The sequence below is a fragment of the Mycobacterium paragordonae genome, assembly GCF_003614435.1.
Taxonomy (GTDB): domain Bacteria; phylum Actinomycetota; class Actinomycetes; order Mycobacteriales; family Mycobacteriaceae; genus Mycobacterium; species Mycobacterium paragordonae.
Genome location: NZ_CP025546.1, coordinates 6045842 through 6062463, shown reverse-complemented (window position 1 = coordinate 6062463; position 16622 = coordinate 6045842). Strand labels below are relative to the sequence as shown.

General features: G+C 65.8%; 16 protein-coding genes and 1 tRNA gene. 4 read left to right on the top strand and 13 right to left on the bottom strand.

Features of this window, described 5'->3' with window-relative positions; translation table 11 throughout:
- Positions 1-73: 73 nt before the first annotated feature.
- The 10 genes from C0J29_RS27095 to C0J29_RS27050 all read right to left on the bottom strand — a co-directional run bounded on the left by C0J29_RS27095 (position 74) and on the right by C0J29_RS27050 (position 11094).
- Positions 74-3268, bottom strand: a complete 3195-nt coding sequence (locus tag C0J29_RS27095; protein WP_120794117.1) for an ATP-binding protein — start codon at positions 3266-3268, stop codon at positions 74-76.
- Between the two features lie 249 nt (positions 3269-3517).
- Complete coding sequence (locus tag C0J29_RS27090) at positions 3518-4618, bottom strand: cytochrome P450 (protein WP_162951564.1); 1101 nt, start codon at positions 4616-4618, stop codon at positions 3518-3520.
- 244 nt (positions 4619-4862) lie between these two features.
- Complete coding sequence (locus tag C0J29_RS27085; RefSeq protein ID WP_120794115.1) at positions 4863-6323, bottom strand: phage major capsid protein; 1461 nt, start codon at positions 6321-6323, stop codon at positions 4863-4865.
- A 6-nt stretch (positions 6324-6329) separates the two neighbouring features.
- On the bottom strand, positions 6330-6857 hold the full coding sequence (locus C0J29_RS27080; RefSeq protein ID WP_120794114.1) for an HK97 family phage prohead protease: 528 nt from the start codon (positions 6855-6857) through the stop codon (positions 6330-6332).
- 199 nt (positions 6858-7056) lie between these two features.
- Positions 7057-7593 (bottom strand): hypothetical protein, encoded by a 537-nt coding sequence (locus tag C0J29_RS33000; RefSeq protein ID WP_162951563.1) that lies wholly within the window; start codon positions 7591-7593, stop codon positions 7057-7059.
- A 281-nt stretch (positions 7594-7874) separates the two neighbouring features.
- Positions 7875-9566, bottom strand: coding sequence for a hypothetical protein (locus C0J29_RS27070; protein ID WP_120794113.1), 1692 nt, complete (start codon positions 9564-9566; stop codon positions 7875-7877).
- Positions 9563-9910 (bottom strand): DUF2742 domain-containing protein, encoded by a 348-nt coding sequence (locus C0J29_RS27065; RefSeq protein ID WP_120794112.1) that lies wholly within the window; start codon positions 9908-9910, stop codon positions 9563-9565. Before C0J29_RS27065 ends, C0J29_RS27070 begins: the two co-directional genes overlap by 4 nt.
- Positions 9907-10233 (bottom strand): hypothetical protein, encoded by a 327-nt coding sequence (locus C0J29_RS27060; RefSeq protein ID WP_162951562.1) that lies wholly within the window; start codon positions 10231-10233, stop codon positions 9907-9909. Before C0J29_RS27060 ends, C0J29_RS27065 begins: the two co-directional genes overlap by 4 nt.
- A 65-nt stretch (positions 10234-10298) precedes the next feature.
- Positions 10299-10742, bottom strand: a complete 444-nt coding sequence (locus C0J29_RS32995; protein ID WP_162951561.1) for a hypothetical protein — start codon at positions 10740-10742, stop codon at positions 10299-10301.
- Positions 10743-10902: 160 nt separating this feature from the next.
- Positions 10903-11094 carry a hypothetical protein gene (locus tag C0J29_RS27050; RefSeq protein WP_120794109.1) on the bottom strand — a complete coding sequence of 64 codons (192 nt, stop codon included), beginning with the start codon at positions 11092-11094 and terminating at the stop codon, positions 10903-10905.
- A 105-nt stretch (positions 11095-11199) separates the two neighbouring features.
- Between C0J29_RS27050 and C0J29_RS27045 the strand changes: the two genes are divergently transcribed.
- Together C0J29_RS27045 and C0J29_RS27040 are read left to right on the top strand one after the other, a co-directional pair.
- Positions 11200-11712: a helix-turn-helix domain-containing protein gene (locus C0J29_RS27045; RefSeq protein ID WP_162951560.1), complete on the top strand. Its 513-nt coding sequence runs from the start codon at positions 11200-11202 to the stop codon at positions 11710-11712.
- Entirely contained in the window at positions 11705-12865 is a 1161-nt protein-coding gene (locus C0J29_RS27040) for a tyrosine-type recombinase/integrase (RefSeq protein WP_120794107.1), read from the top strand. Before C0J29_RS27045 ends, C0J29_RS27040 begins: the two co-directional genes overlap by 8 nt.
- 84 nt (positions 12866-12949) lie before the next feature.
- Here the strand turns inward: C0J29_RS27040 and C0J29_RS27035 are convergent.
- Together C0J29_RS27035 and C0J29_RS27030 are read right to left on the bottom strand one after the other, a co-directional pair.
- Positions 12950-13021, bottom strand: a tRNA-Thr gene (locus tag C0J29_RS27035).
- A 27-nt stretch (positions 13022-13048) separates the two neighbouring features.
- Positions 13049-13780: a hypothetical protein gene (locus C0J29_RS27030; RefSeq protein WP_065050233.1), complete on the bottom strand. Its 732-nt coding sequence runs from the start codon at positions 13778-13780 to the stop codon at positions 13049-13051.
- A 155-nt stretch (positions 13781-13935) separates the two neighbouring features.
- Here C0J29_RS27030 and phoP point away from each other — a divergent pair, with 155 nt between their 5' ends.
- Both phoP and C0J29_RS27020 read left to right on the top strand, forming a co-directional pair.
- Complete coding sequence (phoP, locus tag C0J29_RS27025) at positions 13936-14664, top strand: two-component system response regulator PhoP (protein WP_065050231.1); 729 nt, start codon at positions 13936-13938, stop codon at positions 14662-14664.
- Between the two features lies 1 nt (position 14665).
- Complete coding sequence (locus C0J29_RS27020; protein WP_120794106.1) at positions 14666-16099, top strand: sensor histidine kinase; 1434 nt, start codon at positions 14666-14668, stop codon at positions 16097-16099.
- An 89-nt stretch (positions 16100-16188) separates the two neighbouring features.
- Here C0J29_RS27020 and C0J29_RS27015 read toward each other — a convergent pair whose 3' ends face one another.
- On the bottom strand, positions 16189-16599 hold the full coding sequence (locus C0J29_RS27015) for an HIT family protein (RefSeq protein ID WP_065050227.1): 411 nt from the start codon (positions 16597-16599) through the stop codon (positions 16189-16191).
- Positions 16600-16622: the final 23 nt, after the last annotated feature.

The following is a 16622-nucleotide window of genomic DNA, read 5'->3' as shown; positions in this document are numbered from 1 at the left end:
GGCTACGGTCACTCACAGTCGGCAACTGACGACAGGAGCATCTTGCCAGCGACACCGGCCGTTGGGCAGCTAATCAGGTACCGGATGCGGTCAGCGCGTCGGCGGCCCTGCCCGATTCGGTGAGTGCACTGTCGGACGGCATCCGGCTCATCGCGCCGGCCAGGACGTCGCTCGCATCCTGTCCGCGGAGTTCGAAATAATCCAGGGCGCAACGCAATTCGAACAGATTCGCGCCCTGCTGGCGGGCCAGTTGCAGGGCGCTCTCGAGGTCGGCGCGACGCGCGGCCTCATCGGTCTGGACGTGCGATCGGAGCCGGAGCAGTTCGGAATCATAGAACGCCATACCGGTCTCGCGGGCCATCGCCAGCGCGGCGTCGAGCCGGGCGCTGTCCCGCCGGCCGGCAGCGATCATCAACCGGGCGAGCGCGCCTTCGAAAAAGGTGAGGTAGACATTGAGATCCGCGGAGCGCAATTCGTCGACCAGGGCGGTGATATCCGCGATGCGCTCGTCGACTGCGGGGGATGGTCCGGTCGTCGTCGCCAGAGCGTCCGCGATGGCTTGCTGAATCGTGCCGCGCAGCCGCCACTGATTGAAGCCGTGCCGCTGGGCATCCTCGACCAAATCGACCGCCAGCGCCGACGCGCGGTCGAATTGACCGGTCTCGATCAACACCCAGATCTTCACGAACCGCAGGTACGCGAGGCTGTAGGGACCTTGCGGGAAGCCCATGCCCTCAACGGATTGCGCGGCGGCGGCCAACTCCGCCTCGGCCGCGGGCAGACTGCCCTGGACCAGCCGGACCAGAGCGAGGTGGATGCGTGCCGCCACGATGGGGTCGATCGGTAGGTAGCTCACCGTCTCCGTGCTGCGCTCATTCGATCGGGCGGGGTCGGTAGCCAGCTCCAATTGTTCTCGCGCTGAGGCGAATTCGCCTCGCAGAAATGCCAAGACTCCGGCCCAGGCATCGGTGCGCGGCCAGGACCCCGGCTGCCATTGCTCCAGGGCGGCGCGGAGCAGCTCGAGGGCTTTGGAGGCGCGACTCAGATCGGCGCGGCCGGTGTAGTAGCCGGTCAGCACGCCCAACGTCGAGAACAGTTCCTCCGCGGTCGACGTCTTCCCCGGGTTGTTCACCGGTACGTCAGCCCCGATCAGTTCCAGGCAGCGCTCGAGGTCGGGGGCAACCACGGGACTCGACGGACTCACCGCGCTGCCGGCGAGGAATCCCCGCCCTAACCGGAAGGCGATTTCGCGGCGGTCGCGGTCGGGGCTGGGCGCGCACCGGTCCAGCTGCGCAAGGGCCTGGCTCAGGTGCGAGCGCGCCTCGGTGAGGGCGCCGCGGCGCCGCGCGGCTGCCGAGGCCTGCTGGTATGCGGAGGCGGCGTCGTCGAACCGTTCGGCCTGCCGGTAGTGGCCCGCGACCAGGCCCCAGTCCGGCTCGCCGCCGAAGCTGCACAGGGCGTCGCCGACCCGGGCGTGCAGCGTCCTGCGCACGCTGGGTGGTGCCAACTCGGTGGCGACCTCGCGCAGCAGCTCGTGGCGGAAGCGCCAGCCGTCGGTGCTCCACCGTTCGAGCACCTGTGCGTCGGCAAGCTCGTCGATGACACGTTGCAGGTCGTCGGCGTCCATGTCGACCACGGTTCTGAGCAGGCCGGTATCGATGTAGCGCCCGATGACCGCCGCTGCTTCGACCACCGGCACCACCTCGGCACTTGCCCGGAGCCGGGCGAACAACGGCTCGTAGAGCGCCTCCGGCACGCCGACCTCGGTGATCCCGGACACCACCTGCTCGATGTAGAAAGGCACGCCGTCGCAGCGGGATTGGACGGTGGCCCGCTCCTGCTGCGTCAGGCCCGGATTGAGTGCGACGATCAGCTCATCGGACTCCTGCTCGGTCAGGGGTTCGAGGTCGAAAACCGTCGCCCGCCAGCTGTCCGGCAACCATCCTTTGTCCCGTCCGGTGACGACGAGCAGAAGATGTCCGCCTGCCGCGTCCAGCAGCCCGCCGAGCACCTCGAGGCTGGTGGGATCGAACCAGTGCGCGTCCTCGGCGATCACCAATCCGGGCGCGCCGTCCAGGCAGGCCAGGAGATAGTCCTGGACCGCCTCGGCGATCAGATCGTAGAGCTCGCGGCCTTCGTCGGCAGCGGGTTGGTAGCCGTGTTGGGCGTCGATGCCCAGCACCGGTGCCAGCAAGGGAACGAAACGACCGGGATCCAGTCCGAGTGTGGCCAGTTCGGCGTTCAGCAGCGCCAGGCGGTCCGCCGGATCGGTGAGACGGCCGATGCCGCAACGGCGTTCGATCAGGGCGCGTACCGGATACAGGCCGGCTTCGGCGTGGAAGGGCGAGCCGATCAACTCGATCACGGTGTTCCCGGTTTGACTGACCAGCGCCTGAGCCGCGGCCGCCAGCCTGCTCTTGCCGATGCCGGGCTCACCGCAGAACGCCACGGGCGTGCTCAATTGTCCGGCCTGGGCCCGTGCCCAGCTCGTCTTCAGGTGCTGCCATTCGCCGGACCGGCCGACGAACGGGCCGGGCGCAACCCGCGCCGGTGAAGACCTTTCGCCGAGCACCCGGTGGTGGTCGATCAGGCCTTCGACGCCCTTCACCGGTGCGGCGGGGCGGGCCTCCAGGTCGAACGCGTCGTGCACCAGGCGGGCGACCGGATCGGAGATGACGACCGTACCCGGCGGCGCCAGGCTGCATACTCGGGCCGCCAGGTTGGCGCCCAACCCGTAGACGTCAGCCTGAGTGGTGTCCAGATACACCACGCCGCGGTGCACACCGACTCGCACGCTGATCTCAAAGCCGAAGCGCGCCTTGGCTTTCGCGCTCAATCGGGGGACGGCGCGGGTGATCTCCAAGCCGGCCAGGACGGCGCGCCGCACATCGTCCTCATGGGCGACCGGGTGGCCGAACACCGCCAGCAAACCATCGCCCGCGGTGGAGCCGATGTGACCCCCGAAGCGGTTCACGATGTTCAGCACCTGTTCGCGATACCGGCCCACCACGAGGCGGTACGTCTCCGGCTCGACTCGGGTCGACAGCGCGGTGGAATCCACCAGATCGGCGAAAAGGATTGTCAGCCGCCGAATCTCGCCACCGCGGGCCGGGGCGGCGAGCAGTTCCTCGGCGTCGGCATTGCCCTCGTCGGCGGCAAGTACCTGCCCCGCCAACGCTGTCGCCGCGGCGTGATCACCAGTGCCGAGTGCCGCCACCGCGCGATCCAGCAGCGCGTCGATCAGTGCGGGCCCGTCCCGATCGTCCACGTCGTGTCACCCCCGACGAGATAACCCCGAGTTTTCCGGATTTATCTTCGCCGACGTCAAGCCGTGCGGCAAACCCGCAACGGCAATGGAGCCCCCTGTCAGGATTGAACTGACGACCGCTCGGCAGCGGGTTATCTCTTAGTAAAGTTTGCTGTAGTCCTGTTAAATCCAACAAACGGGGATGCAAGGTTTAGCTGCAGTCCGCGACAGGCCATGACGGTATGCGGCGTGTCGCGGAGGTTTGTATCCCTAAAGTAGCCCCGGTGTCCAGCGCAGCGGGAGTTCGCGGAGAACCTGCCTCAGGTCCGCTGACCCGAGGCATCGGTCCGGGTAATGCAGCCGGGGAACGTAACCCGGCTCGACGTCGAACACCGGAATGCGGGAAAGCCATTCCTCGATGAATGCGACCAACAGACTGCGGACGAAGTAGCCCGCTGGGCAGCGGCGCGGCCCGACTCCGAAGGAGTAGTGGCAGTGTCGGCCGTCCATCCGCAGTTCGTTGGTCGACATCTCGTCGGAGTCGTCCCGGTTGATGTAGCCCATCTCCAGGAGCAGGGTTGCGCCGGCCGGGATCGGCACGCCCGCCACGGTGACCGGCTCCGCAGTCCGCCGTCCGGCCACCCCGCCACCTTCCAGGCGGAGCACCTCGTTGACGAAGACCAGTTGGTCCTGGGGGTTGGCGCGCAGCCGGTCGCGTAGCTCGGGACGCCGTGCCAGCTCCAAGAGTGCAGCCCCGATGGGTGTCATCAGGAAGACGATCGAGGGCCAGATACCCGACACCACCATCGATTGGATTTCCTCGTCGGGAAGGTGTGGAGCCTCCTGGGTGATCTGAGAGATGACGTCCGCGCCGGGGTCGTGCCGCCGCGTAGCGATCAATCCTGCGCGCAAATGCAGCTCGAGCGGATCGGTGTCGATACGGGCGTCTGCGTGGCGCAATCCGCACATGTCCCAGAACACGGCCAATACGAATGGCCAGGCCACCTCACTGATCCCGTCACAGCCTGCGCGCGCGGCCACGCCGTCGATGATGTCCGCGGCCCGCTGCCGCAGCGACGGCAACATCGACGCGGTTGCGGCGGTGTCAAGCAGTCGCACGAACAGGTCATGCTGATCTTTGGTGATCGGCAATCCCGTGACCGGCGAGGTTCCCGCCGGGGGGAACATCCACGGATTCCGCAGTACCGCCAGCATGTCTGGCCGGCGGGTCAAGCAGTACACCCCGTCGCCAACCATCCCGACCGGGCCGAGGTCGCGCCGCATGGCAAACGCCGCCCCTCGGTCGACTGGGAACAACTCGTGGTAGGCCGGTGAAAGTTGCTGTTGTACAACGTGATTCGCTGATGTCATGTGAGCGAATCCTGTTGGTACATGGCCGATTTCGCGAGGGAAAAAAGTGCGCCGGTCGTGCAGTGACGCGCCGAACTGGGGGGGCGGTCGGTGGGGGTACCGCGTTTGCGATGCCCCACCCACCCCCGGGTCTCCTCGAAGTGATTGCAGCGCAGCATAATCCATCTAACCTGCGCTTTCTGCCGTCTGGAGGCATGGACACAACCACCTTCCCGACTGCAATGGGCCGCAAGGACCAGTCGGATTAGGCGGTCGTGGTCACCTTCAACACGCGGAAGGCGTTGTTGACCAGAACGTCCGAGCCGGTGCGGAACCAGGCGAAAAAGCCGCGCTGTCCGGTCGGTCGCCTGTTGGCTCCGAACACGGTTTGCACCAGCTCGATGGTGGATCCGATCCGATCCGAGATAACCATCTGGCTCCAATCGCCCAGCACCAGTGGGTACACGGTGTCGGTCACCGCCGCGTTGACGCTCGCCATGTGGCTAACCTCGAAGATCGGCCGCCCGCACAGCATCGGCGGCTTGTCCTGCAGCGACGGAAACTTGAGCGCTCCGGCGCTCGTCTCCGCCTGGCGCAAAACATTCGTTGTGGTCAAGTTCGCCGCGAACGCCGAATTCGCCTGGAAGCGCGCAGGTAGCGCTGATTGCAGGGCGAATGGGTCAGCGGCTGCAACCGTTTCACTTCCGGCTCCATTGACCGCCCATGTCGGGACGCCTGTCAGCGCGGGGATAAACCCTGTGGGTTGGCCGGTTCCGCTGCCGTTGACGTAGGCCGCCGCGGTGAGCTGTTCAACCGAATCCATGAGCAGCCGGCCGATTTCGCTGACGAACCCGATTCCGTCGCCTTCCAGCTCGATGCTGAACGGCACCCACGCGCTGCCCCGGTAGTTCGGGACGGCGGGCTGTTCGAGTGCAGGTGAGTCGTCGGAGACCTCCGCCGCTTCGGCGTACCAGTGCGCGTCGACCCCCTCAGACGACACGAAGTGGTGAACGTCGGACACGGTTTGCACAACCCGCGCCATCTGGCGCAGCGGATTCGCCGAGCCGTCGCTGGACAACAGGATTGCTGGATCGAGCTGAGCCGGTGCGAGGAACCCACCTGCGGTGTCGGTCAGCGACATCGCCCGCTCAGCCTGGACTTGCGCTGCGGTGCGCCACGCCTCGGCCTCGGAGCCGGTGAACAGCGTATGCCCCATCTCGGGGTTGGCGACCTTCTTGGCGAACGCCCGCAGGTAGTGCTCGGAGCCGGTCGCGGCCGCCCACCGGGCAGCCCACGAACGGGCTTGTGGCGCACCAGTGGTCAGCAGCCGCTCGATGGCTTCGGCGCCGCGGGCGACCATCGTGCCGTCCTTTATCGAGCGGTCCAGCACGCGCATCGCGGCATCACGTTCCCGATTAATGACCGGGTGGTCCTCATCGCCCGCGCGGGGACGCTCGTAGCCGGGCAACGGACTGCCGTTAGTGCGACGCATTCCGGCTTCACCTTCCAGAGCCAGGGTGGAGTCACCGGCCGCGAAGCGGCGCACCATGTCCCGCGCTGCGGTGTCGCGCTGTTCCTGCCGCTGGCGCAGCGAGTCGGCGTGCCGGGTCAGCGCTTGGAATCTTTCAGCGTCAGCGCCGGTCAAATCGCCGGTGGTGCTGTCGAGCAGCTCTTGCGCCGCGGCGCGGGTCTGCTCGATGGTCATGTGCTCAATGAGCTCGGTCATATTGTTTCACCAATCAAGAGGCGACAGCCGGGCTTCGGCTATCGAACGGGGAATGACAAGAGACTGCGATCGCACGCCCGCGACTTCGGCGCCCGAGTAGGCAGCGACGCCGACCAAGCTGACTTCGAGCAGTGCGGCCTCGTCGCGCACCGTCACGCCATTGTCCCGATGGTCACGCATGCCCCTGAAGCCAACTGAGAATGAGTCGGCCACACCGGAGCGGACCAGCTCGAGCGCCTCGTTGCCGGCGGCCGTGTCAGCCACCAAGAACTCTGCGTGAACGCCGTCGCCCTCGTCGCGCAGTGACGTTGCTTTGCCGATGGGCAGCCGTCGAGTGTCGTGGCCGATGAACAGCCGCACTTTGTGGCCGCGTTCGGTCAGGGAACGCCGGAAAGCGCCTGGCGCGAACCGCTCCCGGTATTCGCCATAGCCGTCGTCAACCGAGATGGTCTCGCCATAGGGCACGACGCGGCCGTAAATGGTTCTACCCGAACCCGGTTCAAGGGTCGCGGTGCGAAACAGAATGCTGCTCAACGGTCACCTACTTGGACATGCGGAAATCGCAATGTGCATGGTGACCCGTGTCCGGGTTGGCCGCCCCTGCGGCTCCCGGCGCTTCGGAGATACCGAGCTGGGTTCAGCATACCCGACCCAGCCGACAAGTCCCATTTTTTCGGTGAAACCTGTTCTCGTGCACGTTCGGACACCGGGGCGGTGTCCTGGCGGGAGCGGTTCACGGCTTTGATCCGCCCCCCTGGCCGTCGGTGCCTGGCCGGAACTCCTCGGCCAGCAGCAGCTCGATCTGCGCTTCGATCCAGGCGATGCCTGCCCGCGAGGTGAGCTCAGGTAGGGCGGTCTCGTAGATCCATAGCAGCTGCAGAAAGACGTGAGTGGCGCGCTGCTCGGCGGTCGCGGCCGTCATCTCCAAGCCGATGCCGTCGTGGTTGCCCTGTCCGTGGTGTTCGAGGATCTGCGCGGCACGCCGGATGTCCATGCCCTCGGGATTGATGGGTTCGTGCACAGCCAGGCCGTGAACGTAGTCGGACACCAGCATCAGCCCTTCCTCGGAGCGGAGCCGGGTGATGAGGTGGCGGTGGAACCCGAGGACGGCGAACAGCAGCTCTCGCGCTCGGTCCTCGGCGTTGGTTTCGTCGACGATCGCAAGTACTCCGGGGGTGTTTCCGCGGCGGTGGTGCAGGGTGAGGACGGCGGCGCGACGGTAGTCGCTGTAGTCGGTCTCGTGGTGGTTGGCCATTGTGGCTTTCTCCATTTCTAGGGACGGTTTCTCTTTGGATGGTCGGTCCGCCCATTGGTTGATTCGGCCGGCAACGACACCGACAGGGCGTTGTCTAGGTGGCAGGCTGTTGAACCATTGCGAACACGCCACCAGCGCCGGGCACCGCGTGCACAGGCCGAGAGCCTGGTCGTGGCGGGCCTGGGCGTGCTCACCGAGATCAGCCGGGTCGAATAGGTGGTGGCGGCCGCGACAGCGCGCACCGGGCAGTGACGGGGCACCGGCGAGGGCCTCGATAAGAACGGTGTACGGGGTCGTCATCCGGCCCGCTCTCGTTCGCTCGGTACCCGATGATCGTCGGCGGTGATGGTGCCGTTGTGCACCACTCGAAGGGCGTACTCGTTCGTCGTCTTCTTCGGCGGCACCGGGCGTTCCGGGGCGTCGATGCAGTCATCACAGAACGCTGCGGTACTGGCCTTTGGCAGGCTGACGTAGCAACGCTGGCAAACTCCTACACGGGCTAGTGCCACGGGCTCCTCGCTTATCTGGGCGCTTGAACGCCGATCTTCAGAACTAGGCCCAGAAGGATCCGGGCTGCGGAAGTTCGGTTGCGCGGTATCTTCCAGTTGGTCACCCTGACCGACCGGGTCACTCTCTCTGAGCTGCAACAATGGACCCTGACCACACTGGTCACCCTGACCGGTGGGGCCCGGCGACGAAGGTACACCCTGTACCGGGGGTACACCCTCTGTGAGCTGCGGATATATACCCTGTACCGGGGGTACACCCTGTACTTCTTTGTTGAGCCGGTACCGGGCACCCCGGTCGACATGAATCTCGGCGATCAACCCCTCGGCGACCAACTCTGCAGTGGCCGCACCGAAGTGGTCCCGCAAATCCGCCTTGAGCTTTGAGCGGAGTTGATTGGCCGCCAGCTCCGTGTCTCGGCCGAGCCAGCGGATCACTGCCGACTTCGCGCGCAGCAGCTTGTGATCAGAGACAAACTCTTCACCACGGGCACGCGCCATCGCCCGGTCCCGGATCTTTGCTCGATCCGCTTTCAGGGCCTCGTTGACGATCCACTCACGGGTCTGATCGGAGACCGCCATCACCGTCGCCGACATCTCCCAGTCCGTCTGGGAGACCACCGATCGTTGGTGCATGATCGCCAGCAGCGCGGCCACCTTGCAGCGGGTCAGCATCCAGTGCCCGTTCAGCGGGTCGGCGTCCCCGCGCTGGCGGGCGATGTGCGCGGCGATCACCGTCTGTGTGATCTCGGGCGGCCCGTAGATGATCTCGACCGCACCGTCCTCTGCGGGTTTCCACAGCGGCAGTGCCGTGTCCAGCGGTGCGGGATCTGGTGAGTTGGTGTCTGGCATCTCTGGGTCGGTGGTCGGTGACCATAGGAATCGCTGCGGGGTTCCGCCGGTGGTGTCGTTGAAGATGACGCCGGTGTGGCCGGGCTGGGCACCGACCGACAGACAGCACCGGTAGGAGTGGGCAGGCACTATCCGGCTGGTCGCCTTGGAGGCGTTGGATTGGCCGAGTTGTTCGCCCATCGCCATCGACTTGAGCTGTGCGAGAAGGATGGAGCCTTGGCGGGATGCGATGCCCGACAGCGTGTCGATCTCGGGGATGTTGAAGACCGCCGCGGTGATCGGTTCGTTGTCCTCGTCGGGCTTGTCGGGTCGCTTAAAGGCGGCGGCGATGCCTTCGCCGCTACCTATGGGTAGCTCAACTATCGACGCCGGCCACGCCATACGCCCGACCTTGTCACTGATGCCTTTGCCGCCGCCGGAGGCGCTGACGAAAGCCACCAAAAGGTTGAGGCTGGCACGGCCGCCGATGACGCCGGGGAGCTGGACGTGCGGGCCGACACTGGCCGCGACCCGGAGTAGCACGGCGAAAAACACCGCCCACGGCGCTGCGTACCGAGCCCTGGCCCACCGGTAGATCTTCGCGAGCTGATCACTTCCGGATTCAAGGAAGAACTGCTCGGTGTCGATCACGCTGACCTCCGGGGTATGTAGACCTCACGGTGGCGGCCGATGGATCGCGCGGTGGTCGACCAGTCTGCCGATCCTGCAATGGCTTTCGATGCTTCGGCGCGCTGCTCTTGGGCGGTTTCGATCCGCAAAACTTGGTGTTCGCCGTCGATCGCTACAGCCAACAGCTTCCGTGGGTCACCGTCGGCAAGCGCGCACCATGACGGAGTACCGGCAGCAGGGATCGGACCGTAGTTCGCTAGGGCTACAACGGCTTCAAGGAACTGATGTACCGGCCACCAGGCACGTTGTTGGGAGGGTGGAGCGCCGGCCCGTTGGGGGCCGGTACCCTCCTTGCTTTCGGTCACTTGGTACCACCACCGTCGTGCGGCACGTGGTAGTACTCACCGACAGCATCGGGATCGAGGTCGCAGCAGACGAGGGCAGCGTGCAGGTAATCGCCGATCGCTCGATGTAGTAGCACGGCCTCGGGTAACGACATGTCTGCGTCAGTGTCGACATTGTCCGGTCCACCATGGATGTGCAGCCACAGAATCGGCCCCGCGTCGACGTCAGCGTTGTAGCGGAGGCCCACACCCACCGACGTAACCGTCTCCCCATAAGCGCTTCCTGAACGGCTGATGCTGTCGCCGGTAGCAGAGCCGTACCAACCCTGGTTCGTATGCTCCATTCGTTGAGCTTTGGAGGCATTCCGGTCGCTGGTGCACCAGGCGTATCGGCAACCGTGGGTTGTGCTCACCGTGCTGCCCCCTCGGCGTCGCTGATGCTGTCCAGCGCGGCACGCAGATAGTCACCGACATTGCCCGGCAATTCCCGAAGCTCGATGTACGCCGCAAGCACGGCGTCTCTGGCTGCGGATAAGACGGTGATCTGATCCTCTTGTGCTTGCCCGGCCCACCGGTCCGCGATCCCGGCTGCGCGAATGAGGTAGCCGGCCAGCTCCCGAGCCTGCTCAGCGGTCAGGTCGACGTCGGCCTCGATCGCGACCCTTATTCGGTCGACCACTCCCGCTCGGTCCTGGCGGGCGATCGTCGTGACCAAAGGGCACCGCAGGATGTCTTGGCGGGCAAGCACGCAACCCACGGAGGTGTAGACGTCTCGGCGGCCGTCGCTCTCCCAGATGTCCGGCTCAGCGCCAGATGGTGGAGTCGGGTCGGGTTGACGGGCTATTGTGGTCATGAACTTTCCTTTCGGGTGAGGGGTTGGTTCCGGCGGCTCCCGCCCGGTGTTGCAGCACCTGGGTTTGCGGGGGCCGTCAGCATTTCGGTCCGGTCGTCATCGACCACACCGCGATCCTCGATCGCATCGCGATCAGCCTGGGTTGTGTGCGGATGGCTCACTAGGCAGCCGTTCCGCCGGGGCCGCGTGCCTCGGACTCGAGCCGCTCGATGTAGTCGGCAATCTGGGCATCTGTCGAGAATCTGCGGCGGCCGATCTTCACTGAGGCAAGATCTCCCGACGCCCATAGCGCGAAGACTGTCGATCGGCCGACCCTGCCGAGCTTCGAGGCCGTGGCCTCCCAATCGTTCATGATCGCTCCTCTGCGTGTTGTATTCAACGACATATCATTGTCGTATCAAACGACACTAGCATGAATGCCGACGGACTCGACAGAACTTTGTGTAAGAATGTCGCGATGGACGACACCGATGACGTCAGCTGGCCGGCTCTGTTGGCGCAGAGGCTGGGCGAACTGATCTACGCGGCGCGGAAGGCGCGGAATATGACTGCTGTGAAGCTCGCCGAGGAGGCAGAGAAAATCGGTGTGCCAATCCATCGCGTTGCGATCACGCGCATTGAAAGGGGGGAGCAGTCGGTAGCCGTTCCAGAGCTAATTGCACTAGGTGTCGCGCTCGACACCGACTGGACGTGGTGGCTAATTAAGGCCGCTGATGGGCTTTCAATAAAAGGTGAGAGCGGACGGCGTGATGACCTGCGAGCGATTCTGGCGGACACGAACGCACAAATTGCCGCAATGTGGGAGAACCTTCGGCAGGCGATTGAAGCACCGAAGCACTACGACCTACCGGACGCGCTGCGCGAGAAGCTACAGGAAGACGCCGAGAGCTATCGGGGGATGCTTGCCTCACTGCAGGCCAATCGGGATCTAATATTGAGAATGCTTGAGGAGGTGCCGCCGGGTGCCTAGGCAACGGATGGAGCCGGGCGAGCACGGCCGGATCACTGTAACCGAATGCGAGAAAGGACTTTTCGAGGCTCGCACCTACGTTCGGGATGGTGATGGGACCCGTCGCAAAGTCCGCAGGACTGGCCGGTCGGGCGAGGATGCGCGCCGCGCTCTTCAGCGCCATTTGAGGCAGCGGACGGCGCCGCTGGTAGGTCAAATCATCAGTGAAAAAACAACTCTCGCCGAACTCTTCGAAGTATGGATCGCGTGCAAGGTCAGTGAGGACCGGTTGATGCCTCAGTCAGAAGCCCAGTACCGCAAAGTGTGGCGTATCCACGGCGTTGGCAAGTTAGGCGCGTTGCGGATTCGTGAGTTTTCGACGAGTCGCGCGGATGCGCACCTGAAGAGCGTCGAGTCGGTGCGGCAGGCGCAGTTGTTGCGGATCGTGCTCAAGGGCATGTTCACACTCGCTGTGCGGTTCGACGTGATCGCGGTGAATCCGATCGTGGAAGCGCGGCCGAACAGAGCATCGAAGCGGGTGGTGCGCGCCGCAACTCCCGAAGAGTTCCGGCGGATCAGGGACGCAGTGGCCGAGTTCGCCAGCACGCCGATCCGCGGGCCGCAGCGGGGCCGGTACCTGCCGGCGTTCGTGGAACTGGCGATGGCCACCGGCGCGCGGCCCGGCGAGGTGTTGGCGATCCGCTGGGAGGACGTCGACCTGTTGGCCGACCCGCCAACCGTCAAGATCAACGGAACGATCATCGACCACCAGACCATCCCGGGTAGGCCAGCACACCGCCAGGACGTCCGCAAGCACGGAGCCCCACCACTGACCACGATCCTGCCGAAGCACGGTGTGGAGGCGCTGACCGACCTGTTCGGCACCACTGGACCGGCTGGACTTGTGTTCAAGAATCGCGACGGCGGTCCGCTCTCGGCGAACAACCTCCGCCGGTCGATGCGAGCCGCACTGCCCGACGATCTGCGCTGGTGTACTCCACACTCGTTTCGTCGTACCGCGGGCACCGTGGTGCGGGACGCGCACGGCGTCGAGGCCGCGCAGCAGCAGCTCGGCCACGCGCACCTGGCCACCACCGAGGGGCACTACATCGAGAAGAAGGCCGTCGGCCCCGACGCGCGGCAGGCGCTGGACGCGTTCATGGAGGGAAAGTAGGCGGCGAAAGTAGTCGGAAAGTAGTCGATCATGTCCAGCATGTGAGACCAACGGAGCATCGACCAGCATTCCTGCTGGTGAGAGAGCCCCCTGTCAGGATTGAACTGACGACCGCTCGCTTACAAGGCGAGTGCTCTACCACTGAGCTAAGGAGGCCGGTAAAACCGGTGCCAGCCTAACCGGTCACGGCTCGCCCTCGACGATGCGTTGCGAGCGCACCGGCCGCGACGACGAACGCGGCCGTCGGCCCGGCAGCGGGAAGCGGTCGGCGATGCTGCTCAACGGATTGACCACCATGGTCAGCGAGATGACCGCGTCCTGCAGGGTGGCGATGGCGGGTTCCAAGGCCTCCATCCCGGGTGCCAGACGGGCCAGGGTGTCGGCCACATTGGCCAACTGCTCCAGTGGCCCGTTCTTCGCTGTCAGGGTGTCGATCAGGCCGCCCTCGGAGAGCAGCTTGTCGGCCAGCCCGTCCTCGGCCAGCACCCGCTCGATCATCCCGTCGGAGCCCATCAGCTGATCGGCCAGGCCGCCCGGCTGCAGCGCGCGTTGCAGTCCGCCCCCCTCGGCGGTCAGCCGATCGATCAGCCCGCCTTCGGCGGTCAGCAGATCGACCACGCCGCCCGGACGCAGCATCCGGTCCATCGGACCGTTGGGCGCAATCGCTCGCCCCAATGGCATGTCGTCGTCCAGCAGGCTTGCGAGCCGGTTGGCGCGCGCCAGCGTGTCGTCGATGCCCAGCATGTGGGCCATCGCGTTCGAAGAGCTCGAACCGCTCGGGCCGCTGGTGTCGCCCAGCGCCTGCTTGGCCAGGCTCACCCCCACCCCGGCAAGGTTCAGGCTCGCTTCCGCGGCGGCCAACCCGGCCCGCGCCGGAGCGGTCGCAACACCCATGAGGGCTTTGACGAGGTTCATTCTGAGAGTCTATTCGCGTCCAAAGCCCGGACGACACCGCGCAGGTCCCAAGGCCACCCGGCGACTCCTGGCAGACTGCTAGCAGATTACTTGCACCGACCTTTCAGGAAGTTTTCAATGATTCGGAAGCTAATACTCAAGTTCGGGAGATTGACGTGACACTGGGACACCCCGGCGGCGAGACCACCAAGCCGGAGGCTCGCATCCTTGTCGTGGACGATGAGGCCAACATCGTCGAGCTGCTCTCGGTGAGCTTGAAGTTCCAGGGATTCGAGGTCATCACCGCCACCAACGGCGCTCAGGCCCTGGACCGGGCCCGCGAAGCCAAGCCCGACGCGGTGATTCTCGACGTGATGATGCCCGGCATGGACGGGTTCGGAGTCCTGCGCCGGCTGCGCGCCGACGGCATCGATGCCCCCGCGCTGTTCTTGACGGCACGAGACTCGTTGCAAGACAAGATCGCCGGCTTGACCCTCGGTGGCGACGACTACGTGACGAAGCCGTTCAGTCTCGAAGAGGTGGTGGCCCGGCTGCGGGTCATCCTGCGCCGCGCCGGCAAGGGCAGCAGCAACGAACCGCGCAATGCCCGGCTGACGTTCGCCGATATCGAGCTCGATGAGGAAACCCACGAAGTGTGGAAGGCCGGCCAGCCGGTCTCGCTGTCGCCCACCGAGTTCACGCTGCTGCGCTACTTCGTCATCAACGCCGGCACCGTGTTGAGCAAGCCGAAGATCCTCGACCACGTCTGGCGCTACGACTTCGGCGGTGACGTCAACGTCGTGGAGTCGTATGTGTCGTATCTGCGTCGCAAGATCGACACCGGGGAGAAGCGGCTGCTGCACACCCTGCGCGGGGTGGGCTACGTGCTGCGCGAACCGCGCTGAGATGGCCGGTCGGTACCGCCGCGGCGTGCCCTTACGGGTGGGCCTGGTAGCAGCAACCCTGGTCCTGGTCTTGTGCGGCCTGCTCGGGTCGGGGATCGCGGTGACCTCGATCCTGCGCCACAGCCTGGTCAGCCGTATTGATTCGACCTTGATGGACGCGACCCGCACCTGGGCGCAGGCGCCGTGGAAGCACACGACGTCCAACGGGCAGGGCTTCGATCCGGCCCGGCCGCCGTCGAAGTTCTACGTGCGGGCGATCAGCCCCGATGGCCACCCCATGACTGCGATCAACGACCGCAACGCCGAGCCCGCGCTGCCCGCCAACAACGACGTCGGCCCCTATCCGACGACGCTGCCCTCGGTCAGCGATTCGGACATCCAGTGGCGCGCGGTGACGGTGCGCGGGCCGCAGGGCGGCATCACGACGGTGGCCATCGACCTGTCCGACGTCGACCACACGGTCCGGTCGCTGGTCTGGTTGCAGGCCGGAATCGGCACCGCGGTGCTGATCGTGGTCGGCATCGCCAGCTTCGTGGTGGTGCACCGCAGTCTGCGGCCACTCGCCGAAGTCGAGCAGACCGCGGCGGCGATCGCCGGGGGACAGCTGGACCGCCGCGTCACCGAGCGTGACCCGCGGACCGAAGTGGGCCGACTTTCCTCGGCGCTCAACGGAATGCTGTCGCAGATTCAGGAAGCGGTCGCGTCCTCGGAATCGTCGGCCGAAACCGCGCGCGATTCCGAGGAACGGATGCGGCGGTTCATCACCGATGCCAGCCACGAACTGCGCACCCCGTTGACCACCATCCGCGGGTTCGCCGAGTTGTACCGCCAGGGCGCCGCGCGCGACGTCTCGATGCTGCTGTCGCGGATCGAGAGCGAGGCCAGCCGAATGGGCCTGTTGGTCGACGACCTGCTGATGCTGGCCCGCCTGGATGTGCAGCGTCCGCTGGAACACAACCGGGTGGACCTGCTGGCGCTGGCCAGCGATGCCGTGCACGACGGGCGCGCCATCGACCCCCAGCGCGCCATCACGATGGAGGTGTTCGACGGGCCCGGCACCCCGGAGGTGTTGGGCGACGAGCCGCGCCTGCGTCAGGTGCTGAGCAACCTCATCGCGAACGCGATCCAGCACACGCCGGTGACCGCTGACGTCACCATCCGGGTCGGCACCGACGGCGATGACGCGGTCCTCGAGATCGTCGACAAGGGGCCCGGCATGAGCCAGGAGGACGCGGACCGGATCTTCGAGCGCTTCTACCGGACCGATTCGTCGCGGGCGCGGGCCAGCGGCGGCACCGGGCTGGGATTGTCGATCGTCGACTCGTTGGTGAAAGCCCACGGCGGCACCGTCCGCGTGACGACGGCGCCGGGGGAGGGCTGCTGCTTCCGTGTGGAGCTGCCCCGGGTCAGCGATGTGGTCGCTCAGGTCAGCTGAGGCCTTAAAACGCAGCGCCCGGCGCCCGGTCGCATTGAGCCTGCGCTGAGGGTGACGACACGCCGCACGGCCGCGCCCTGGACGCAGAATCAGTGCAAAGAGATTTGCGCCAGCGCCGCCTTGATCTTGGCCTGCGCCTCGTCCAACGACTCGGGTGAGGGGTTGCGGTCGACGTGGGCGAACCCGAAGTCGCTGAGGTTGCGGGCGGGGAAGACGTGGACGTGCAGGTGCGGCACCTCCAGCCCGGCGATGATCACGCCGGCCCGGTCGGCCGAGAAGGCCTTCGTCACGGCCTTCCCGATCAGCTGGCTCACTTCCATGACGCGGGCGAATGCCGGCGGGTCCACGTTCTGCCATTGATCGATCTCCGCGCGGGGCACCACCAGGGTGTGGCCTTGCGTCATCGGCTCGATCGTCAGAAACGCGACGACGTCGTCGTCCTCGTAGACGAAGCGGCCGGGGATTTCACGGTTGATGATCTTGGTGAAGATCGATGCCATTGCCCCAGCATAGGTTCGGCCCA

Coding starts and splice junctions, on each gene's coding strand:
- C0J29_RS32995 (WP_162951561.1), bottom strand. CDS start 10,742: ATGACCACAATAGCCCGTCAACCCGACCCGACTCCACCATCTGGCGCT.
- C0J29_RS27085 (WP_120794115.1), bottom strand. CDS start 6,323: ATGACCGAGCTCATTGAGCACATGACCATCGAGCAGACCCGCGCCGCG.
- C0J29_RS27030 (WP_065050233.1), bottom strand. CDS start 13,780: ATGAACCTCGTCAAAGCCCTCATGGGTGTTGCGACCGCTCCGGCGCGG.
- C0J29_RS27045 (WP_162951560.1), top strand. CDS start 11,200: ATGGACGACACCGATGACGTCAGCTGGCCGGCTCTGTTGGCGCAGAGG.
- C0J29_RS33000 (WP_162951563.1), bottom strand. CDS start 7,593: ATGGAGAAAGCCACAATGGCCAACCACCACGAGACCGACTACAGCGAC.
- C0J29_RS27050 (WP_120794109.1), bottom strand. CDS start 11,094: ATGAACGATTGGGAGGCCACGGCCTCGAAGCTCGGCAGGGTCGGCCGA.
- C0J29_RS27020 (WP_120794106.1), top strand. CDS start 14,666: ATGGCCGGTCGGTACCGCCGCGGCGTGCCCTTACGGGTGGGCCTGGTA.
- C0J29_RS27090 (WP_162951564.1), bottom strand. CDS start 4,618: ATGACATCAGCGAATCACGTTGTACAACAGCAACTTTCACCGGCCTAC.
- C0J29_RS27015 (WP_065050227.1), bottom strand. CDS start 16,599: ATGGCATCGATCTTCACCAAGATCATCAACCGTGAAATCCCCGGCCGC.
- C0J29_RS27060 (WP_162951562.1), bottom strand. CDS start 10,233: ATGGAGCATACGAACCAGGGTTGGTACGGCTCTGCTACCGGCGACAGC.